Genomic DNA, 20,644 nt, shown 5'->3' with positions numbered 1-20,644 from the left:
TTCAATGTTCGCCGAGGTACCGCTTCACCTGGTCTGTGCCTCGGTGAAGGTTTACGAACAGCGGGCTTTTTACAGGATCGAATATAATAATGGCGTTGGATTCCCAGGCGTCTTTCGGCGGCAGCAGCGCGATCGCCACCTCCTGGCCGTTTACCCGGCGGAATACGAGGCTGTCCTTTTCCATATACCGGGCCTTGTAATCATGTTGTTCCAGGAAACGCACCATACTGTCGCGCTGCACATTCACAACACTGTCCGAACGGTCAGGATGCTCCCGCAGCACAAAACATTTTTCGGTGATCAGATCATAGTTGGCTGTATCCGTGCGCTCACGTACAGGGTTACACGCTGCCAGCACCACCAATGTGAGAAAAAGATAACGCATGCCGCAAGTTATAAAAACCGGATTTAAAAATGGATATCAAAAACGTTGACTTCTTCCCCCCGCTTGATTTTTACGGTGGTCTTGTCTCCTTTTTTGAATTTTGACAGGGCGGTCATATAGGTTTCCACATCGCTGACAGGGGTTTCACCCAGTTGAACGATCACATCGCCTGCCTGCATCCCGGCTTTCTCTGCCGGTTTTCCGGGGGAGATGCCATCCACCCGGAGGCCCCCCTTGCTATAAGTGTAATCCGGCATGATGCCGAGGGTTACGGTGAAACGGGTACTGGCGCCCATCTGCATTTCGCGGGTCTTGCTGAAGGCCAGGCGTTCCCGCGCATTGGTCTGTTCAACGATCTCGTACACAAGTTTCAGTACGGTGAGCTCGCCGTTGTAATTGATCTTGTCCGCATCGTCCGTTGGCTTGTGGTAATCTGCATGCGTACCGGTAAAGAGGAACAGCACGGGAATATTTTTGCGATAGAACGAGGTGTGATCGGATGGGCCGGTGCCGGAGGAATCGTAATGCACTTTGAGGGACGAGGGCAGGCTTTTCTGCAGGATTGCGCCCCAGGCGGGTGATGTGCCTATGCCGCCGACCTGCAGGCCTTTTTCGTCATTCAGCCGTCCCACCATATCCATATTCACCATATAATTTACATTGCCCGGCGGGATGATATTGCTTTCCGTAAAGTATTTGCTGCCGAACAGCCCCAGTTCCTCCCCGGAAAAGGCTACCAGCAGGTAGTTGTTGTTCTTCAGTTTCGATGTTTTGAGCATCCGGCCCAGTTCCAGCATGGCGGCAGTGCCGCTGGCATTGTCATCCGCGCCGTTGTGGACGGCTTTTTCGTTGGGGGCCAGGGAGTTCCGGTCCTCTCCATACCCGAGATGATCGTAGTGGGCACCGATCACGATGGTGGTGGCGGCCTGGTTGTCCACATACCCGACCACATTCGTACCGGTGCGCCGCACGGGCTTGAAATCCACCTGCATGGCTATCTCGAATCCGCCTGCATCGCCTGCTCCCAGGAGCGCGCTGGTTTTTTCATTGCACCAGACGGCCGGGATGGTGAGTGTTTCGCCCCCCGGCTGATCCAGCCACCGCGCAACGGAGCTGCGTTCTTCGGGGCCATTGTAGAAGACAACACCGGTGGCACCTTTTTCTTTAGCGTCCTTTGCCTTTTTAATGTAGGTTTCCTGTGCCAGTGCATGCGGGTTATTGCCATCCTCCCATTCCTTTACATCGATCAGCCAGATATTATCTACTTCATTCACGCCGGGCAGCACTTCCCCTTTTGCCGCTTTGACGGCGCTGAAGGGGAGCGGCAGGAAGTCCTCACCGGGAACGAGTCTGGTATTGTTGATGGACAGGAGCGTTTGCGGGCCGGGGTCTCTCCCTTCCCGGACGATGAAGGGTTGCAGATAACCTTCGGCGCCTTTGGGGCTGAGGCCGGCCAGCTTCATCTGTTCCGCGATGTATGCGGCGGCCAGCTGCTCTCCGGCAGTTCCGGTGCGGCGGCCTTCCAGCTTGTCGCTCGAAAGGTAAGTCACATGGGATTGCAGGTTCGCCAATATTCTACGGTCTGCTTTCTTTTGCGGGTACGCCGCCAGTGTTATACAAACAAGCGGGAGTAACAGGTAACTTTTTTTCACTGCAGGGGAATTTTTGGTAAAAATAGGCCAATTGATGTATTTATCACGGGATTGTCCTGCTCCGCCCCGACTTTATCTTTTAGTCAAACTTAAATACTAAATTTGCGCGGCCCCGCAGGGGAGCAAACCAAACAGCATCAAAAACAACCAACACATGAAAACGGCGCTACGGCCGTTCCATGATCAAAAAAAGACAAAAGGATGAAAAACACGCCCTTTACGCACAAGCACATTGCACTGGGAGCAAAAATGGCTCCATTCGCGGGATACAATATGCCGATATCCTACACCGGCATCAATGATGAACATGCAACAGTACGCAACAGCGTGGGCGTTTTTGACGTTAGCCACATGGGTGAATTCATCCTCAAGGGAGAGAACGCCCTGGACCTGATCCAGCGGGTGACCAGCAATGACGCCGCAAAGCTCACTGCCGGCAAGGCCCAGTACAGCTGCCTGCCCAATGCGGAAGGCGGGATCGTGGACGATCTGCTGGTGTATTGCATTGAAGAGCATAACGTGTATATGCTGGTGGTCAATGCCAGCAATATTGAAAAGGACTGGAACTGGATCAGCGGCTTCAACACCAAAGGGGTGGAAATGCACAACATTTCCGAAAAAACCTGTCTCCTGGCCATTCAGGGGCCCAATGCCACCAGCACATTGCAGACGCTGACAGACAAGGATATCATCAATCTGAAGTACTATACTTTCGTAAAAGGCACTTTTGCCGGTGTGGAAAATGTGCTGATCAGCGCAACGGGTTATACCGGATCGGGTGGCGTGGAGATCTATTTTGAGGACAAAGATGGCGCGGCAGACAAGATCTGGGACGCTATATTTGAAGCCGGGAAGGATAAAGGCATCAAAGCCATCGGCCTGGGCGCCCGTGACACCCTGCGTCTGGAAATGGGCTTCTGCCTCTACGGGAACGATATCGATGACCGTACCAATCCGCTCGAAGCAGGCTTGGGATGGATCACCAAATTCACCAAAGACTTCACTGCCCGTCCCATCCTGGAGAAAGTGAAAGCGGAAGGCGCGCAGCAGAAGCTCGTGGGTTTTGAAATGATCGAAAAAGGCATTCCCCGTCACGATTACGAGATCAAAGACGCAGAAGGCAATGTCATCGGCAGGGTAACCTCCGGCACACAATCTCCCTCCCTGCAAAAGGCTATCGGGCTGGGCTATGTGAAAACAGCATTCGCAGCACTTGACACAGAAATATATATCGCCGTGCGGGACAAAGCGCTGAAAGCCCGTGTTTCCAAGGTGCCGTTCCTCAGCTGATACGCAGAGGGCATACAATTTAGCGGGAAAATGCGGCGTTATTGAAAGCCTGCCGGCAACATCAAGACCATATCTTTAAACCATATCACTGCTATGCCGCTTATTCATCTGACCACGGTCATTCATGCTCCGCCATCCAGGGTCTTTGACCTTAGCCGGAGCATCACGCTGCACAAACGCAGCATGGAACATCGCCAGGAACAGGCCATCAAGGGCCGGACGAGCGGGTTGATCGAATTTGATGAGACGGTTACCTGGCGCGCAAAGCACCTGCGGAAAATGCGGGAGCTCTCCGTCAGGGTCACGGCCATGCAGAAACACACGTATTTCTGCGATGAAATGGAAAAAGGGGATTTTGCCTATATGAAGCATGAGCACCATTTCCGGGAAATCGAGAATGGTACCGTGATGATGGATATATTTGAATTCGCGGCGCCGTACAGCATTTTTGGCAAGTGGTTTGAAAAGATATATCTGAAGCGATACATGACACGGCTGCTGCAGCAACGGAATAAAATAATTAAGGAATATGCGGAGTCTGAAAAGTGGAGAGTGATCCTGGATTAAAAAACAAAGCATGAGTGAGAATACCAAACCCAGGCTGGAAGTGTGTTTATCACCCGCCCTCCTGCATTTGTTCGATGTAAAGAACAGTATTGTTGTAATTATTGATGTACTGCGTGCCACGTCAACGATCTGCACCGCCCTTTACAACGGTGCGGCTAAAGTGATACCTGTGGCCAGCGTTGAAGAATGCGTAAGCATCGGGCGCCTGCTCAATGCCATCACCGCCGGGGAGCGGGACGGGAAGATCGCTGATGGTCTGCTGCACGGCAATTCCCCCTTTGAATACCCCAACGAATTTATCGGCGGGAAAGTGCTGGTGCTGACCACCACCAACGGCACGAAGCTGCTGCATATGGCAAAGGATGCCATACAGATCGTCACCGGTTCCTTCCCCAATATTTCTGCGGTATGTGAATACCTGATCGGGCAGGGGCAGAATGTGATCCTGGGGTGCGCCGCCTGGAAAGACAGGGTGAACATGGAAGATACCCTGTTTGCCGGCGCTGTGGTCAGCCGGATAAAAACGCATTTTGAGATGAACTGCGATTCCGCACTGACTGCCGAAACACTGTACAACTCCGCCAAAGCCGATATTTTCGGCTATATGAAACAAGCCTCGCATTTCCAGCGGCTCGCTAAATTCGGCCTGGAGGAAGATATCCGCTACTGCCTGACCAACGACGGCGCCAATGTACTGCCCATCCTGCGGAATGGGGAGCTGGTGATCGAAGGGAAGTAGAGCGCTGCCGGGTCCGTTATCGTATTTTCCAGCTATAAAAATGCCCCCGGAAAGCAGCTGACTTTCCGGGGGCATTTCAGTTTGGCTGTGCCGCTTTTGCTGCATGCGCTGTATCTGCCCGTGACAGCAGGCTGCGTCTTGAGCAAGCTCACTATACGATCGAAGCGGACCGTTTTTTCAGTTTCAGGATATGGTCCACTGAATACACCCCGCCACCGGCCAGCATAAAGAAAATATTGACCAGCAGCATGGTGAATGGAGAGGAAAATTCCGCCATTCCTGCGCCTGTGCTCAGCTTAAAGACTACCGCCACGATCATGGTGAGCACCAGGGAAAGCGCGGCGAAACGGGTGAACAAGCCCAGTATCAGCAAAAGTCCGCCCAGGAATTCGGCCGCAGTGGCCAGCAACCCCCAGAAAACCGGCCAGGCGGTAATGCCCAGTGTTCCCATTGCGCTGCCTACACCCTGCCATAACTGCTCCCCACCGGCAAACTTCATCCAGCCGAATATAAAGAACAGCACGCCCACGCCAAGGCGGAGGATCAGATAGCCAAGGTTCAGGGCTTTTTCGTTGTCAATAGTGCGTGTGTTTCCCATAGAAAAGTTTTTTACAAAAGTAGTGCGCTCCTGCCCCCTCACTCAATGGATAAATTACCGTTTGAGTTGCACATTTTTTTGAAATGGCTTCGTATAGGGCCACAGGAGGGGCCCCGATTTGAAATTTTATGCTTACTTTTGTGGATTGCCTTTTTACGAGCCGTTTAAACAGAATTTATAGCCCCGGTTCGTGTAAAAGGAGGCAATCGCAGGAAAAGCATGTCGCTACCCCACTTATTAAAATATGTTTATAATAACGGCACTGATGAGGTGATCCGCAGGGGTAAACGCATATTCGCCACAGGCGGCGTGGAATTACTGGAAGGAGATCCGGTGCTGAAATCCGCCATATTCCGCGTAAAAAGCGATACCCACGCCAACTATTACAAGGTGTCTATCAGCAAATACCATGAGCCGGCAACCATGAGCGTTCGCTGCCAGTGCCCCTACAATCTCGGCGATATCTGCCGCCATGAGGCCGCTGCGCTCTTCCAGCTGCAGGAAATGCTGGACAGGAATCATTTTGAATCTTACGAAACGCAATACGATCAGCAGCATACGCTGATCAAAATGAAATCGATAGACCTGAAAACGGTGAAGCTCCTGACTTCCAGCGCTATCATGGCGGAAGCGGAACGCATCCTCCGGAAAACGCAAGCCGTCATCAAATCGGCAAAAGATGAAAAAGTAGAGGCGGAGCTGAAGTTTGAAGGCAAAAAATATACGCTCATCCTGCAGCGCAACGAAGAAAGGAATTTCGATACCCATTGCGTCTGCGATGAACATGAGCATCCGCTTTGCGTGCACAAGACCGCACTGTTCCTGCAGCTGCTGAATGCGCACGGCCCGTTCTATTTCGATACTTTACGCAACTGGGACAAGGAAAAGAACAAGCTCCTGGCACTTTACGGATACTCCCTGAATGATGACCTCGAGGGGAAATTCACATTTTCCTATCTTAACGGCAAACCCTTCCTGCGCGTGCTGGACCCGTCCATCAAAAAAGTGGAAGCACCGGTACCGGTGAAACAGGAGCCTGCGGAGGAAGAAACGATCACGGTTACACGCCGCCTCGGCGTGGTGCTGAACGCGAACGATACCCTCTTCCCCTATTTTCAGGCAGAACTGGTCAGCGGAGACGCCAATGAAGAAGAAACGGAATTCGTTTCCCTCGTGAGCAAACTGGACCTTGGGAAATACGTGGATTTCTACCAGTTCAAGGAACGGGACCGCGACCTTATCACACCCATCAGAAAGATCCAGCATGCGGAAGTGAGCAAGTTCCTCAACAAGAACTCGCCTTTCGCCGGCATCTGGGACAATATCATGCATGAGAACGAAGACGGCCTGCCCATGGAAACCATGGAGCTGATCGTTGAATACCTGCACCCAAAGCTGGTAAAACTGTTTCCCATGCTAACGGAACACCGCCTGGTATTCCTCCTGCGGGACGGGCAGAGCTTCAAGACCAAGAACCTGCAACCCGTACAGGTGGAGGAAGAGCCGCTGCAGCCATATTTCAAAGCATCATCGGCCGATGGGCATGTGGAAGTGACCGCCTGGGTGGATATTGAAGACCAGCCGGTGAACGTTTCCGAAAACCAGTGGGCCAGCCCCATGCTTTTCCTGCACAACGGCAGCATCTACCATTTCAAAAACCCCCAGGACAGCATCAGCATCATGCGCTACCAGCAAATGAGCGCCCTGAAAGTACCGTCCTCCGAGTGGCAGGACTTCCTGAAAGATGTCATGCTGCCCCTCGGAAAGAACTATGCGGTTCAGTTCGATTCCGCCCTGCTCTCCGAAGTGGACGATGTAGTGCCGGAAAGCCGCGTGTACCTGAAGGAAATGGGGGAGACCTTCGTGATCCAGCCCGGCTTTTCCTATCACGGGCATGAAGTGGAATGGAATGACGATACCCGCATCACCGTACAGGAAGGGAATAAAGTGCTCATTATTCACCGGAACAAGGAAGCAGAGAACGCTTTCGTGGCCAGGCTGCGCACCCTCCATACCAATTTTGCCAATCTCAGCAACTACAATTATTTCTTCCTCCGCTCCAAGGAAGCCCTGAAGAACAACTGGTTTTTCCTCTTCTTTGACGCGCTGAAGGAAATGGATGTCCGCATTTTCGGGTTCGACAACCTGCGCAACTTCCGCTTCAACCAGGCCAAGCCGGTCACCAATCTGCAGATCAGTTCGGGTATCGACTGGTTTGATGCGCAGGTGGAAGTGCTGTATGGCGATCAGAAAGTAGGCATCCGCGATATCAAGCGGGCACTGGCCAACAAACAGAATTACGTGCAACTGGCGGACGGTACCCTGGGCCTGCTGCCGGAAGAATGGCTGAAAAAATATTCCCTGCTCTTCAAGGTTGGGGAAGAAAAAGATAAAGGCGGCGGACTGAAGCTGAGCAAATACAACTTCTCCGTGATCGATGAACTGTACGAGTTCATTGATGATGAAGCCATTCTTGTGGAACTGGATGAGAAACGCCGCAAACTGCTGCAGTTCGATGAGATCAGAACGGTGGACCTGCCCGCGAATGTGAACGCCAACCTCCGTCCCTACCAGGAAAGCGGTTTCCAGTGGCTGAATTACCTGGATGAAGTGAAGTGGGGCGGTATCCTGGCCGATGATATGGGTCTTGGTAAAACCGTACAGGCCCTCACCTTCGTTCAGCATTACAAGAACATCAACCAGCAATGCCTGGTACTGGTAGTTTGCCCTACAACGCTGATCTATAACTGGGAGAACGAGATCAAAAAATTCACGCCGGACATCACCTATCATATCCATCACGGCCCCGCCCGTATGCGCGATTCCGGTGAACTGCAGAAATTCGATGTGCTGATCACCACTTACGGTACCCTGCGCAGTGATGTGCAATTGCTGATGAAAATGGATTTCGATTATGTGATACTCGATGAATCACAAGCGATCAAAAATCCGCAATCCAAAGTAACGAAGGCCGCGCAGCTGCTGAATACCCGCAACCGCATTGCGTTGAGCGGTACGCCGATGCAGAACAACACCTTCGATATCTATGCGCAGATGAACTTCCTCAATCCCGGCATGCTGGGGAGTGTGGACTTCTTCCGCAATGAATTTGCCACGCCTATCGACAAGTTCCAGGATGAGGAGCGCAAAGAGCATCTTAAAAAGCTCATCTATCCCTTTATCCTGCGCCGCACCAAAGAGCAGGTGGCCAAAGACCTTCCGGAGAAGATCGAGACCGTGATCTTTTGCGAGATGGACGCCGAGCAGCGGCATATTTACGATGCCTACCGCAACACGTACCGTTCCAAGATATTAGGCGTGATAGAAGACCAGGGCATGGAACGCAGCCAGCTGACGATCCTGCAGGGGCTGATGAAACTGCGCCAGATCTGCGACTCGCCGGCCATCCTCAATGAAGCTGAGAAATACCCTAACCACTCCGTCAAGCTCCATGAGCTGACGCGCGAAATAGCCGAAAACAGCGGGCATCACAAGGTATTGGTGTTCAGCCAGTTCCTGGGCATGCTCGGCCTGATCCGCGAACGGATGACGCACATGAAAATACCCTATGAGTATTTTGACGGCAGCACCTCCACCACAGACCGGGAAAAGGCCATCCAGAATTTCCAGAACAACGAAGATTGCCGGGTATTCCTTATTTCGCTCAAAGCCGGTGGCGTGGGTTTGAACCTCACGGCTGCGGATTACGTGTACATCGTGGACCCCTGGTGGAACCCCGCGGTGGAACAGCAGGCCATCGACCGTACGCACCGTATCGGGCAAACGAAAAGCATCTTCGCCTACCGCATGATCTGCAAGGATACCGTGGAAGAAAAAATACTGGAACTGCAGGAACGAAAAAAATCGCTCGTGAAAGATATCATTGCGGACGACTCCGGCTTCATCAAGAAGCTCTCCAAAGAAGATGTGCTCTACCTCTTCAGTTAACCCGGAGCAACGGGCATGTTCAACTGATCAGTTTGTAGCCTACGCCCCTGATGTTCACGATCTGTATGCGCGGGTCTTCCTTCAGGTAACGCCGTAACTTGGTGATGAACACATCCATGCTGCGCGCATTGAAGAAATTATCATCGCCCCAGAGGTCCATCAGTATCGGCTTCCGCTCCATCACCTGGTTGCGGTGTTTGCACAGGCGCCACAGCACCTCCGCTTCGCGGTGGGAAAGAAATTCGGAGATATTGTTGCGGGTAAGCGTTTGCTTGGTGTAATTGAAGCTGTACTGGCCAATGGCAACCACCGTGCTTTCTTCCGTTGCGGGAGCGGATGCCTGGAAGCGGCTCAGCAGGGAACGGATACGCACGATCAGCTCATCCATGCTGAAGGGTTTTTTCAGATAGTCATTACCGCCAAGCTCGAAACCCTTCACCAGGTCCGCCGTCTGCGATTTGGCGGTCAGGAAGATGATGGGCGTTTGTTTGTCCGCCTTCCGGATCTCGGAGGTGAACGTAAAGCCGTCCATATTGGGCATCATGATATCCAGCACAATGACATCCGGTTTTTGCTCCTGGTAAAGCAGGAGCCCTTCCCGCCCGTCCTTCGCGCAGAACATGCGGAAGCCCCGCATTTCCAGGCTGTCTTTCACGATCTGCGCAAGCTGCCATTCGTCTTCTACCAGTAATATGCTCGCATTCATGATGTTTTCTTTTAAAGGGGTCATACCTGGGGGATTTCCAGTAAAAACTCGCTGCCTTTTTCAGGCTCGCTTTTCACGCGGATACTGCCGCCATGTTTCTCGATGATCTTTTTCACGTAGCTCAACCCCAGCCCGAAACCCTTGACGTTGTGCAGATTGCCCGTAGGCACACGGAAGAACTTTTCAAAGATACTGTCCTGATAATTATACGGGATACCGATGCCGTTGTCCGTTACGGAAACCTGCAACCGGTCCTGCTGCCGGGCCACGCGGATCGTGATCTCCGCAGGGTCGCGGGAATATTTGATCGCATTGTCCACCAGGTTGTTGAGCGCATTGGACAGATGGGTTTTGTCCACATTCACCACCGGATCGGCCAGCATGGTATAGGTGAAATCCACTTTTTTGTTGGCTTTCAGGCGGTGGTTGACGATGATGTGGCGGATCAGCTCGTTGAGGTCCACCGGTTCGCGGAACAGTTCCATATCTTCTTTTTCTTCTGCGGCGATGTGGAGCACTTTTTCCACCAGGTCGCCCAGGCGCTGCAGCTCCTGTTGGGAAATATCCAGGTACTGCCGGGTCTTTTGCCGGTCGTTCAGCGCGTTGAAGTTCTGCATGGCTTCCACCGCAGCCGATACGGTAGCGATGGGCGTTTTCAGCTCATGCGTCATATTGTTGATGAAGTCGTTCCGCACTTCTGACAATTTTTTCTGCCGGAGGATGGTGCGCAGCATATACAGGAAACAGAGCACGGTGAGCATCAGCAGGATCGCGGAGCTGAGCAGGGTGCCCGTCATTTTCCCGAGGATCAGCCTCATGGGGCTGTTAAAAGAAGCCTGCACAAGGATGTTGCTCAGCGGGTTGAAGGGGATGCGGGCCGTTTTCAGCAGGTCCGGCTGATGCTCCCGCGTTACGGATACGGAGTCTCTTCCGGGAAAGGTCATGGTATCCAGCCGGAAGTCCGTTGTAATGCCGCGGCTCAGCAGTTCGCCGGTGAAAGCGGAATCCAGCTTCTGAATGGAGAATTGCTCTCCGTAGAATTTGTTGAGGATAAGCATATTGGAAATGCTCTGGGCCATGGAATCCGCATATACCCGCGTTCCGGCATCGTCCAGCGCCATGGCGCGCATGGCAACCATTCCCGGCCGCGCCGAATCTGTACGGTAGATGCTGTCGCTCCTTGTCCAGTGCTGTGTACGCATCCTTTTGCGGAAAGGCGGGTTCGCATGAACACGCGACCCTTTCTCCGGCTGTATGTCTTCGGCGAGCCTGCCTTCAATTACGCGTCCCGCCACCCCGGCCCGCCCCGGTAAAGAATCCTCTATGGTATGCGTTTCAAGGTAAACCACTGTGCTCATACCCTGCCCGGGAACGACAGGGACGGAGGCGGCAGAAGGAAAAGCGCCGGAAGTCCGGTAACGGATATACCGCGCGGCATCCGTAAACTGCTTATTGAACACCGCCATGCGGAGCGCATCGTTGATATCCTTATGAAACCCTTCCAGATTCAGGCGGTAGGAATTATACAGCCAGTAACCCTGAAAGGCAAAAATACCCAGTATGCAGGTACACATCAGGATAAGTATATTTCGGATTCTGTTACGCATCGGATGTAAAGCTATCCAATTCCGGAGCATCTCCGATCAGGGCTTAACACTATTTAACAGTAAATAAGACTGCTTAACCGCTGTCCTCCACAGCATACTGCAACTTTACAGTACAAAACCGCATGATCATGAAAACAACGTTTTTTGCCCTTCTGCTCGCGACCGTAACCGGCGTACAGGCACAGACAACATCAGGAACGATAACATATACCATGACCTCACGGATAGATATGAGCGAGATGCGCGTTGTAAGAATAGAAAATGGCGTGCGTACCTCGGGTGCGGCCGCCCCGATGAACCCGGACGGCACGCCTATGGACCTTCCCGACGTGATCGATTCCAAACAGGTGATCTCCTTTTCGGGCGGAAAGGTAAAAGTTGAAGCCCAGGGCGGTGGCCCCATGGGTGGTCCGGTAATGTTCAGCGCTGTGGCAAGCACGTCCGCGGTCCCCGGCGGCATGCCTGTTACCCGCTCCGTCCGCCCCCCGTCCTCACTGCGACCTCCTCTCAGCAACGCATCGTATATTGATCTTGACAGGAAAAAATACCAGAACGTATTGAAAGAGATGAAGGACAGTGTGGTGAAGCATACCTGGTATTCCGAGGAAGATTTCAAGGAGCCCGCTACCCTGAAAAAATCTTCCCGGACGAAGGTGATTGCCGGATATACCTGTCACAAGGCCACGGCCAAACAGGGCGAAGAGACCTTTGTGCTCTGGTACACAACGGACATCCCGTTTACGTATTCTCCGGTTAACGGCGTGCTTCCGGAAAAAGGGGTAGTATTGTCCATCGAAAGCAGCAGACGGTCCTACGTAGCAGAAAAAGTGGAATTGAAACCCGTTCCCCTGGCGGATGTAAGCCTTCCTGCAGACGCAGAGCAAATTACCGGCGAAGAATTGAAAGAGAAAAGGCGTCAGATTATGCAGCAGTTCGCCAACGAACAAATGGAAAGATTTCAGACACAGATGTCTGCCGAATAAAAAAAACGGCAGAACGGATCAACCCTTTATCCCCTAGATATGAAGATAAGAGCTTTACTCGCTACCATGGCGTTACTGGCCGCTACTGCCGTTACCTCGGCGCAGACCCGGCAAAGCCAGATCAAAGGAAAGCTGACAGATGCGAACAGCAAGGAAGCGCTGCCGAATGCCGCAGTGGCCCTGCTGATGGCAAAGGACTCCGCGGTTTTCACCAGTGTGGTGTCCGACGCGGATGGCGTTTTTGCCATCAAAAACCCGCAGCCGGGAAATTACCTGCTCGTTGTATCATTCCTGGGATACCAGCAGCTGGCCCGCAAGATCAGTATAAAAGACACCACCGGCCTGGTGGACCTCGGCAATCTTGCGCTCCGGCACAAAGGGCTGGACCTGGAGGAAGTGGAGATCATCAAGATCGTACCGCCCATCGTGATAAAGGAAGATACCATAGAATTCAACGCGGGATCGTTCAAAACACGCGAAAACGCCCTGGTAGAAGAGCTGCTTAAGAAACTGCCGGGCGTGCAGGTGGACAGGGAAGGGAAGATCACCGCGAATGGGGAAACCGTGAAGAAAGTGCTGGTGGACGGAAAGCCATTTTTCGGCAACGATCCCAAAATGGCCACCCGCAATCTGCCGGCGGAAATTGTGGACAAGATCCAGCTCATCGATCAGAAAAGCGAACAGGCGCAGTTCACCGGCATTGATGACGGAGAACGGGAAAAAACCATCAATATCACCGTGAAGCCGGACCGGCGAAAGGGCGTCTTCGGCCGTGCCACCGCAGGATATGGGAGTGATGACCGTTTTTCCGCAAACGCCAGCTTCAACCGGTTCCGGGAGGGGCAGCAGCTGTCCGTTCTGGGTGGCGGCAATAATGTGAACAATACCGGGTTCACCTTTTCCGACGGCTTCAACTTCGGCGGCGGAATGAGAGGTGCGGGGAACAGTGGCGGCAGTTCCAACGGCGGCAACGGCCTGATGCGCAACTGGAATGGCGGCATCAACTTCAGTGATGAATTTTCCAAAAAACTCCGTGTAAGCGGCAGCTATTTTATGAGCGATGTACAGCGGAAGAATGAAACCATCAGCCAGCGTACCAACAAACCCAAGCCGGATTCATCGTCTTACGTGGACCATAACAGCGCTTCCCTCAGCAATAACGGCAGCCACAGTGCCAACATGCGCATCGAGTACGATATCGATTCCTCGCATTCCCTGCTCATTACACCGAATTTCAGCTACAGCTCGGGCGATAGCTATTCCCAAAGCAGAAACACCACATTGAATAACGATCGGGACACGGTGAATACCGGGCAGACCTACAACTCGTCTTCCGCAAAATCCCCGAACTTCAGCGGAAATGCGCTGTTCCGCAAGAAATTCGATAAAAAGGGCCGGACGTTCAGCGCCAACCTGAACTTCGGCTTCAGCAGCACGGAAAGGGAATCCGTCAACCAGTCGCAAACCATTTATGAGCTGAAGAACACGCGCTTCACTGATTCCATAGACCAGAAAGTGCTGCAATCCAACAGCAGCCGCAGGCTGGGGGTGCGCATGAGTTACACGGAGCCGCTGGGGAACGACCGGTTTCTGGAAGCCAACTACGGCTATACCAACAATTTCAGTTCAACGGACCGCCGCACTTATGACAAGGACAAGATCAGCGATGTGTATGACGTTCTGGACGACAGCCTGACCAATGCCTTCAACAATACCTACAGCAATCATCAGGCGGGCCTCAGCGTAAAAACGCAGCGCCTGAAATATAACTACACACTCGGCCTCAATCTGCAATTCAACAATCTCAACAGCAAGAATATCACAAAAGACAGCATCATCACGCAAAGTACCGTGAACTTTGCGCCGCTGGCACATTTCAACTACAATTTTTCCCGGAACAAAAGGCTGCGCCTTTCCTATCGCGGGCAAACCCAGCAGCCCAGCCTGGAGCAGCTGCAGCCGGTACCGGACAACTCCAATCCGCTATACATCCGTTTAGGCAACCCTGATCTGAAACCAACGTTTACCAATAACCTCAACATTACCTTCAATAATTTCGACCCGGTGAGCATGCGCAGCTTTTTTGCCTCCCTGGGCGGCAACATGGTGCTGAACCAGATCGTGAACGCCACATTCCTCACGGAAGAAGGAAAACAGATCAGCCAGCCGGTGAACGTCAACGGCGCCTATAGCATGAATGCCTATGTGGTGAATGGCTTCACGCTCAGCAAGGTGCAGGACAAGCAGCTCAGTCTCAATTCCAATACCTCCGTCAGCTACAGCCGTGGAGTGAGTTTTGTGAACAACCAGAAGAACTTCACGGGCAACCTCAATATCATGCAGGGCGCCAATCTCGTGTTTGCCTATAAAGATCTGCTGGATATCAATGCCGGCGGTAATGTGAACTATAATTCCGCCCGTTTCAGCATCGATAAAACAGCCAATTACAATTACCTCAACTACGGTTTCAGTCTGGATGCGAACGTAAACCTGCCATTGGGCTTCAGTATCGGCGCCGATGGCGATTATACCGCGAACACGGGGAGAGGGGAAGGATATAATGTGCAGTACACAATGCTGAACGGGTTCGTGGGAAAATCGATGTTCAAAAAGAAACAGGGGTTGCTTAAATTCCAGGTATTCGACCTGCTGAACCAGAACGTAAGCGTGTCCAGAACGGTGCAAGACAACTATATTGAGGATTCGCAGACGATGGTATTGCAGCAGTATTTCATGGTGAGTTTCACGTATTTCCTGAACCGCTTTGGCGGCAGGCCTTCCCGCAATCGCGGAGAAGGGATGCGTTTGCCCGGTGGAATGCGGGGCGGCGGAGGCGGAAGAATGCGCTTCTAGGCCCGTTTTCCGGCTTGAAGATCATGCTGATAAGGCTGCCGTTGCCTGAGCAGATATATCACCAGGCGGCTGATGGTAAAGGTAGGGATGAAGTCAAGGCCGGGAAACAGTTCTTCAATGAAGTTGAACAGCCCGCCGAACATCCCCACCGGCCCGCCAAACAAACGGTAAAAGACAATAGCGGATATCGGCGCCCAGGTCACATCGCTGACCTCTCCCAGCAGCGGCACCGCATAACTGGCGCAGCCGATCAGGTCCATCACCAGGCAAACAAGCAAACTGGGGGTAGCTTTTCTTTCCATTTGCACAGTTTTTTATAGTATAATCAAATAGCCTACCAAAATGTTACTTTCACAGACTAAAAATTTCTGTTAAATTCACCCCTGTAAACCACGTGGATATGACAACCCATCACTCCCGCAGAGATGCGATCAAAAAAGTAGCAACTATGGCTCTGGCAGGCACCGCCCTCTCTTCCCTCACCAATCGCGTAGCCGCGCATGAAAATGCAGTAGGCGAAAAACTGAAAGGCAGGATCAATCACTCCGTTTGCGCCTGGTGTTATAACGGCATTCCGCTGGAAGAGCTGTGCAAGGCCGCTAAAGACATCGGTATACAGTCCATCGACCTGCTGGGGCCGGATGACTTTGCCACGGCAAAGAAATATGACCTTACCTGCGCCATGGTAGCCAGCAATAACAAGGATTGGGGCATTACCAGGGGCTGGAACCGCCTGGAGCATCACGACAAGCTGGTCGAATACTTTCAGCATATGATCGATGAAACGGCAAAGGCCGGATTCACGAACCTTATCTGTTTTTCAGGTAACCGTGACGGGCTGGATGATCAGCAGGGGCTGGAGAATTGTGCCTCCGGGTTGAAAAAGATCATGGGTTATGCGGAGAAGAAAAAGGTCACCCTCGTTATGGAGCTGCTGAACAGTAAAGTGAACCATGCCGATTACCAGTGTGATCATACCGCCTGGGGGGTAGAGCTTTGCAAGGCTATCGGCTCCGATCAGTTTAAATTATTGTACGATATCTATCATATGCAGATCATGGAGGGCGATGTGATCCGCACCATCCGGGAGAACCAGCAATACATCGCGCATTACCATACCGGCGGAGTGCCGGGCCGCAACGAGATCGATGAAACACAGGAGCTGTTCTACCCCGCCATCATGCAGGCCGTGCTCGATACCGGATTTAAAGGCTTTGTGGCGCAGGAATTTGTGCCCAAGCGCCCGGACAAGCTGGGTTCGCTGAAACAGGCCGTAGGGATCTGCGATATCTGATCCGGGCGGCTCAGTATTTCCAGTCGGGCCGCAGCATGCCCATCACTACCATGTCCACATAATGCCCGTGCAGCTTTGCGCTTTGCCGCAGAATGCCTTCCCTGGTGAATCCCAGTTTGATGGGTATCTGTGCGCTTTTGTCGTTCTGCAGCACAAAACGGATCTCTACCTTGTTCAGCCGCAAGGCGGTAAATGCGTAACCGATCAGTGCTTTGCAGCTATGCAGCATGATTCCTTTTCCCTGCCAGGCCGGTGCCAGCCAGTAACCGATCTCGGCTTTCTGCAGCGCATGGTCCCAGTCGTGCAGGTCCACTACCCCGCATAACGTATCGTTGTACAGGATGCCAAAAGCTACGGCTTCCTCTTCATCTGTTTTACGCTGCATCAGTTCAATGAAACGCAGGGAATCGTCTTCTTTTGTTGTGTAGTCCACCCAGGGCAGAAAGCGCCGCAGGCTTTTCCGGGATGCGTGTATCAGCTGGAACAGCGCGGGCGCATCTTCCACCTGTAATTGCCTCAGCCGGATATTTTCATTTACATTGAGTTCCAACATAACAGAGACCGGTAAGGTAAACAAACCCCCTTAAAACACCAACAGGCAATCCACCCGGGGGCAGATCACCTGTCAGTTTTGATTATGACGGTACTGTACTACGCTAACGTTTGGTGATCAGTTGCTGTCTCGTCATATCCTTTACCACCTGCTGGCTGTACACTACAGCCATCCTTGCGGCAGAAGAGGGGTCGAAGGTTTCCGTTTGCACGGAATACAGCAGCTTGTTGTCTTTCATGCTGTAGAGGTTGCCCTCCAGGAAGTACCTTGTATTGGTCGTGTAATACCCCGGGCGGTAGATGCGGTCGTTCATCATGCCGTAATAGGGCCAGAACCGGCCGTAATACATGGGAAAAGGACCATAAAATCCGTTGGACGGTACATAACTTTTCTCTTTCGATTTGTCTTTCATCACAATGGTCAGTACCTGGTCGATATTGTTTCTTCGGATCTTGTTGATGGCATTTTGTTCGGAGAGCCCTTTCAGGTCTTCTTTCCGGTATGTGGCAAATGCCGGAACGGCATCGTAGCCGCGTTGTTTCAGCAGCGCGGTCATTTCCGCTTCTATATTCTTCCGGAGAGCGTCCTGCCTGTCATTTACGAGGGCCAGCACCATGATCTTCTGTTGTTGGTCCAGCTTCACTTCCGGCTCCTTCCAGGAAGAAGTGACCTTTGTGCCGGAGCAGGAAGCCAGGAATAACACTACCGCTGCCAGCACACCCACGCTTAAAAATTTCATTTCGTTCTTCATCGCTCGAGTGTTTTAGTATCTATTAGACGGTAAACAGGGTGCAAAAGATACATGGCGTTTCCTGCTTTAACAATAATTTGGCGTTACTGTTAAAGGAATGAAAAAAGGGCCGTGAGGCCCTTTAAGTATATGTAATACAATCGGTTGTAAAGGCGGCGCGACACAATAAAAACGAAGAAAAAACGTTGTTGTAATGCCTGCTTTTAGTAGTTGATCACCTGCTCCTCGATCTGCGGGGGAATCTCCCGGAACTGGTAAAGTTGTGTACGCAGCTGCGGTTCAAATCCTGCTTCGCGGATCGCATCCTGGATGGTTTTATAGGTGAAACGGTGCGGCGCTCCTGCTGCGCTGACCACATTTTCTTCGATCATGATAGACCCGAAATCATTGGCGCCGGCGTGCAGGCACAGTTGCGCCACGGATTTGCCCACCGTCAGCCAGGAAGCCTGAATGTTGGTGATATTCGGCAGCATGATACGGCTCATGGCGATCATGCGGAGGTATTCTTCGGAGGTGGTCATGTTATGTACACCGCGGATACGGGCCAGCAGGGTATCCACGTCCTGGAACGTCCAGGGGATGAAGGCGGTGAAGCCGTAATGCCCTTCCGGTTTTTCGCTTTGTACCTGGCGGATGTCCACCAGGTGCTCAAAACGTTCCAGTACCGTTTCCACATGCCCGAACATCATGGTGCCGGAGGTGGCGATATTGAGTTTATGAGCAGCCCGCATCACATCCAGCCACTCCTGTGCCCCGCATTTTCCTTTGGAGATCAGGCGGCGCACCCGGTCGTTCAGTATCTCGGCGCCGGCGCCCGGCAGGCTGTCCATTCCCGCTTCCTGCAAAGCCCGCAACACTTCGATATGCGTGCTTTTTTCGAGTTTGGTGATATGCGCCACCTCGGGGGGGCCGAGGGTGTGAAGCCGCAGTTCCGGGTACAGGCTTTTCAGTTCACGGAAGAGGTTCACATAAAAGCTGAGACCCAGCTCCGGATGATGCCCGCCCTGCAATAACAGCTGGTCGCCACCATATTTCAGGGTTTCGTCTATTTTGCGCTTATATTCATCAATTTCAGTGATATAGGCTTCCTTATGGCCGGGAATCCGGTAAAAATTGCAAAACTTGCAGTTGGCGGTGCAGACGTTGGTGGTATTGACATTCCGGTCTATCTGCCAGGTCACCTTGCCATGCGGCACCTGCTGCTTCCGCAACTCATTGGCGATCTGCATCAGCTCCGCCAGCGGCGCCTGTTCAAACATGTAAACACCCTCTTCCGCCGTCAGAAACTCAAACTGCTGCGCCTTTTTGTATAAATCCTGTAATTGCATCTTGACATCAAAGGTAAGAAAAGTGGGCATTTTGCCGTTCGTATAAATCCGCTGCGGTATTCAGGAAGTAAAATGCTAAATTTAATGGAGAGCCTGTTACTGTTATGCACAAGATCTACTTCCACGTATGTATTATCCTGAGCCTGCTGCTGTGCAATATCACTGTATATGCCCAGGACGAAACCACGACGGAGCCGGAAGCACAATTCGTCACCAGTTTCCCCTTCAGACAGTATTATGGTGGTGTTGTGGTACTGGAGGCAAAGCTGGATGAATATCCCGACACCCTTCAGTTCCTGCTGGATACCGGCAGCGCGGGCATTTCGCTGGATACCGGCACCTGCATCAGGCTGGGCATCGACCTGACACCCTCAGACAAGATCGTACGCGGGCTGGGCGCCAGCAAGAACATTTCCTTCGCACACGACCGCACACTGCACTTTCCGGGGCTGAGTATAGACAGTCTTGACTTTCACGTCAATGACTACCAGCTCATCAGCCAGGTGTACGGCCTCCAGATAGACGGGATCATTGGCTACAGCTTTCTGAGCAAATACATCGTGCATATCGACTACGACAAGGAACTGATACTGGTGTACACCTTCGGCAACTTCCGGTATCCCCGCGGAGGGCACCTCATGCGGCCCAACCTGACCTTCATTCCGGTGGTTAGTTCACCGATGCGCAGCGGCAAGCGCGAAACCAGCCACAGGTTCTATTTTGATACCGGCGCCGGGATGTGCCTGCTGCTCAGTACCCGGTTCGTGAAAGACAGCTCCCTGCTGCAGCGCCGGAAAGTAAAGGTGATCCCCACCGAAGCACAGGGGCTTGGCGGCAAAATGCAGATGTTCATCACCACCATCACCGAATTCAGGGTTGGCATCTACAATTTCCGGAACGTGCCTACCTACCTGTTCGATGATGTGACCAATATCACATCCTACCCTTCTCTCGGCGGCATGATCGGCAACGACCTGCTGAGAAGGTTCAACATCACCCTCAACTATGCCCGCAAAGAGATATACCTGATGCCCAACACCCATTTCCGGGACCAGTTCGACTATTCCTATACCGGACTGATCATCTACCTGATAGATGGGCGCATAGAGGTCACGGATGTGATAAAAGGCTCCCCTGCGGAAAAGGCCGGATTTAAAAAAGGGGATTTTATTCTGGCCGTGAACAACAACTTCTCCAATAGCCTGCAGGTGTACCGGGACCAGCTCAAGAACATCGGCACACGCCCCACCCTGCTGCTGCTGCGCGACGGGAAGCTGCTCCTTAAGAAACTCCCGATCCGGAGCATATTGTAGCTAGCTGCTTTTGTTTTAACTTTGTATGTTTGGGCGCAACCGGAAGCCGGTGAGCGCCGTATTTTTATCTATAGACA

At 52.4% G+C, this 20,644-nt stretch carries 17 protein-coding genes; 8 read left to right on the top strand and 9 right to left on the bottom strand.

From position 1 onward, the window contains the following. Nucleotide 1 precedes the first annotated feature (1 nt). Together FW415_RS04110 and FW415_RS04105 are read right to left on the bottom strand one after the other, a co-directional pair. A complete protein-coding gene (locus FW415_RS04110; RefSeq protein WP_148383023.1) occupies nucleotides 2-385 on the bottom strand; it encodes a hypothetical protein in 384 nt (127 codons plus the stop codon). 23 nt (nucleotides 386-408) lie between these two features. After that, the gene (locus tag FW415_RS04105; protein WP_148383022.1) at nucleotides 409-2,037 is read right to left on the bottom strand and encodes a M20/M25/M40 family metallo-hydrolase; all 1,629 of its coding nucleotides are present in this window, start codon (nucleotides 2,035-2,037) and stop codon (nucleotides 409-411) included. 201 nt (nucleotides 2,038-2,238) lie between these two features. On the opposite strand from FW415_RS04105, the gene gcvT reads away from it, so the two are divergent. The 3 genes from gcvT (at nucleotide 2,239) to FW415_RS04090 (ending at nucleotide 4,633) form a co-directional block, all read left to right on the top strand. Further along, the gene (gcvT, locus tag FW415_RS04100) at nucleotides 2,239-3,327 is read left to right on the top strand and encodes a glycine cleavage system aminomethyltransferase GcvT (RefSeq protein ID WP_148383021.1); all 1,089 of its coding nucleotides are present in this window, start codon (nucleotides 2,239-2,241) and stop codon (nucleotides 3,325-3,327) included. A 93-nt stretch (nucleotides 3,328-3,420) separates the two neighbouring features. Further along, nucleotides 3,421-3,894 (top strand): SRPBCC family protein, encoded by a 474-nt coding sequence (locus FW415_RS04095; RefSeq protein ID WP_148383020.1) that lies wholly within the window; start codon nucleotides 3,421-3,423, stop codon nucleotides 3,892-3,894. Between the two features lie 10 nt (nucleotides 3,895-3,904). Beyond that, a complete protein-coding gene (locus FW415_RS04090) occupies nucleotides 3,905-4,633 on the top strand; it encodes a 2-phosphosulfolactate phosphatase (RefSeq protein WP_148383019.1) in 729 nt (242 codons plus the stop codon). Nucleotides 4,634-4,784: 151 nt separating this feature from the next. Here the strand turns inward: FW415_RS04090 and FW415_RS04085 are convergent, their stop codons facing one another. Beyond that, a complete protein-coding gene (locus FW415_RS04085; RefSeq protein WP_148383018.1) occupies nucleotides 4,785-5,231 on the bottom strand; it encodes a DoxX family protein in 447 nt (148 codons plus the stop codon). 219 nt (nucleotides 5,232-5,450) lie between these two features. On the opposite strand from FW415_RS04085, the gene FW415_RS04080 reads away from it, so the two are divergent. Further along, complete coding sequence (locus tag FW415_RS04080; RefSeq protein ID WP_148383017.1) at nucleotides 5,451-9,179, top strand: DEAD/DEAH box helicase; 3,729 nt, start codon at nucleotides 5,451-5,453, stop codon at nucleotides 9,177-9,179. Between the two features lie 19 nt (nucleotides 9,180-9,198). Here the strand turns inward: FW415_RS04080 and FW415_RS04075 are convergent, their stop codons facing one another. Together FW415_RS04075 and FW415_RS04070 are read right to left on the bottom strand one after the other, a co-directional pair. Beyond that, nucleotides 9,199-9,885 (bottom strand): response regulator transcription factor, encoded by a 687-nt coding sequence (locus FW415_RS04075; RefSeq protein ID WP_148383016.1) that lies wholly within the window; start codon nucleotides 9,883-9,885, stop codon nucleotides 9,199-9,201. Nucleotides 9,886-9,905: 20 nt separating this feature from the next. Further along, nucleotides 9,906-11,459, bottom strand: a complete 1,554-nt coding sequence (locus tag FW415_RS04070; protein WP_168208658.1) for a cell wall metabolism sensor histidine kinase WalK — start codon at nucleotides 11,457-11,459, stop codon at nucleotides 9,906-9,908. 161 nt (nucleotides 11,460-11,620) lie between these two features. Here FW415_RS04070 and FW415_RS04065 point away from each other — a divergent pair, with 161 nt between their 5' ends. Both FW415_RS04065 and FW415_RS04060 read left to right on the top strand, forming a co-directional pair. Then, complete coding sequence (locus FW415_RS04065; protein ID WP_168208657.1) at nucleotides 11,621-12,475, top strand: GLPGLI family protein; 855 nt, start codon at nucleotides 11,621-11,623, stop codon at nucleotides 12,473-12,475. 39 nt (nucleotides 12,476-12,514) lie between these two features. Next, nucleotides 12,515-15,328 (top strand): outer membrane beta-barrel protein, encoded by a 2,814-nt coding sequence (locus FW415_RS04060; RefSeq protein ID WP_148383013.1) that lies wholly within the window; start codon nucleotides 12,515-12,517, stop codon nucleotides 15,326-15,328. On the opposite strand, the gene FW415_RS04055 is transcribed toward FW415_RS04060, so the two are convergent. After that, nucleotides 15,325-15,630 carry a hypothetical protein gene (locus tag FW415_RS04055; RefSeq protein ID WP_148383012.1) on the bottom strand — a complete coding sequence of 102 codons (306 nt, stop codon included), beginning with the start codon at nucleotides 15,628-15,630 and terminating at the stop codon, nucleotides 15,325-15,327. The two genes, FW415_RS04060 and FW415_RS04055, sit on opposite strands and share 4 nt — an antisense overlap. A 98-nt stretch (nucleotides 15,631-15,728) precedes the next feature. Here FW415_RS04055 and FW415_RS04050 point away from each other — a divergent pair, with 98 nt between their 5' ends. Next, the gene (locus FW415_RS04050) at nucleotides 15,729-16,622 is read left to right on the top strand and encodes a hydroxypyruvate isomerase family protein (protein WP_148383011.1); all 894 of its coding nucleotides are present in this window, start codon (nucleotides 15,729-15,731) and stop codon (nucleotides 16,620-16,622) included. Nucleotides 16,623-16,632: 10 nt separating this feature from the next. Here the strand turns inward: FW415_RS04050 and FW415_RS04045 are convergent, their stop codons facing one another. The 3 genes from FW415_RS04045 to mqnC all read right to left on the bottom strand — a co-directional run bounded on the left by FW415_RS04045 (nucleotide 16,633) and on the right by mqnC (nucleotide 19,284). Further along, nucleotides 16,633-17,175 carry a GNAT family N-acetyltransferase gene (locus FW415_RS04045; protein ID WP_148383010.1) on the bottom strand — a complete coding sequence of 181 codons (543 nt, stop codon included), beginning with the start codon at nucleotides 17,173-17,175 and terminating at the stop codon, nucleotides 16,633-16,635. A gap of 103 nt (nucleotides 17,176-17,278) precedes the next feature. After that, entirely contained in the window at nucleotides 17,279-17,926 is a 648-nt protein-coding gene (locus tag FW415_RS04040; protein WP_148383009.1) for a hypothetical protein, read from the bottom strand. Nucleotides 17,927-18,129: 203 nt separating this feature from the next. After that, a complete protein-coding gene (gene mqnC, locus FW415_RS04035) occupies nucleotides 18,130-19,284 on the bottom strand; it encodes a cyclic dehypoxanthinyl futalosine synthase (RefSeq protein ID WP_246858906.1) in 1,155 nt (384 codons plus the stop codon). Between the two features lie 74 nt (nucleotides 19,285-19,358). On the opposite strand from mqnC, the gene FW415_RS04030 reads away from it, so the two are divergent. Further along, nucleotides 19,359-20,567 (top strand): pepsin/retropepsin-like aspartic protease family protein, encoded by a 1,209-nt coding sequence (locus FW415_RS04030; protein WP_148383007.1) that lies wholly within the window; start codon nucleotides 19,359-19,361, stop codon nucleotides 20,565-20,567. The last annotated feature ends 77 nt before the right edge of the window (nucleotides 20,568-20,644 follow it).

Source organism: Chitinophaga sp. XS-30, assembly GCF_008086345.1.
In the GTDB taxonomy this organism is placed as follows: Bacteria; Bacteroidota; Bacteroidia; order Chitinophagales; family Chitinophagaceae; genus Chitinophaga.
This window is presented reverse-complemented; position numbering and strand designations above follow the sequence as displayed.

Excerpts from the sequence above, each read along its gene's own strand:
- FW415_RS04055 (WP_148383012.1), bottom strand. The coding sequence starts at position 15,630 with ATGGAAAGAAAAGCTACCCCCAGTTTGCTTGTTTGCCTGGTGATGGAC.
- FW415_RS04065 (WP_168208657.1), top strand. The coding sequence starts at position 11,621 with ATGAAAACAACGTTTTTTGCCCTTCTGCTCGCGACCGTAACCGGCGTA.
- mqnC (WP_246858906.1), bottom strand. The coding sequence starts at position 19,284 with ATGCCCACTTTTCTTACCTTTGATGTCAAGATGCAATTACAGGATTTA.
- FW415_RS04075 (WP_148383016.1), bottom strand. The coding sequence starts at position 9,885 with ATGAATGCGAGCATATTACTGGTAGAAGACGAATGGCAGCTTGCGCAG.
- gcvT (WP_148383021.1), top strand. The coding sequence starts at position 2,239 with ATGAAAAACACGCCCTTTACGCACAAGCACATTGCACTGGGAGCAAAA.
- FW415_RS04095 (WP_148383020.1), top strand. The coding sequence starts at position 3,421 with ATGCCGCTTATTCATCTGACCACGGTCATTCATGCTCCGCCATCCAGG.
- FW415_RS04030 (WP_148383007.1), top strand. The coding sequence starts at position 19,359 with ATGCACAAGATCTACTTCCACGTATGTATTATCCTGAGCCTGCTGCTG.
- FW415_RS04085 (WP_148383018.1), bottom strand. The coding sequence starts at position 5,231 with ATGGGAAACACACGCACTATTGACAACGAAAAAGCCCTGAACCTTGGC.
- FW415_RS04060 (WP_148383013.1), top strand. The coding sequence starts at position 12,515 with ATGAAGATAAGAGCTTTACTCGCTACCATGGCGTTACTGGCCGCTACT.
- FW415_RS04040 (WP_148383009.1), bottom strand. The coding sequence starts at position 17,926 with ATGAAGAACGAAATGAAATTTTTAAGCGTGGGTGTGCTGGCAGCGGTA.
- FW415_RS04045 (WP_148383010.1), bottom strand. The coding sequence starts at position 17,175 with ATGTTGGAACTCAATGTAAATGAAAATATCCGGCTGAGGCAATTACAG.
- FW415_RS04050 (WP_148383011.1), top strand. The coding sequence starts at position 15,729 with ATGACAACCCATCACTCCCGCAGAGATGCGATCAAAAAAGTAGCAACT.
- FW415_RS04080 (WP_148383017.1), top strand. The coding sequence starts at position 5,451 with ATGTCGCTACCCCACTTATTAAAATATGTTTATAATAACGGCACTGAT.
- FW415_RS04090 (WP_148383019.1), top strand. The coding sequence starts at position 3,905 with ATGAGTGAGAATACCAAACCCAGGCTGGAAGTGTGTTTATCACCCGCC.
- FW415_RS04070 (WP_168208658.1), bottom strand. The coding sequence starts at position 11,459 with ATGTGTACCTGCATACTGGGTATTTTTGCCTTTCAGGGTTACTGGCTG.
- FW415_RS04110 (WP_148383023.1), bottom strand. The coding sequence starts at position 385 with ATGCGTTATCTTTTTCTCACATTGGTGGTGCTGGCAGCGTGTAACCCT.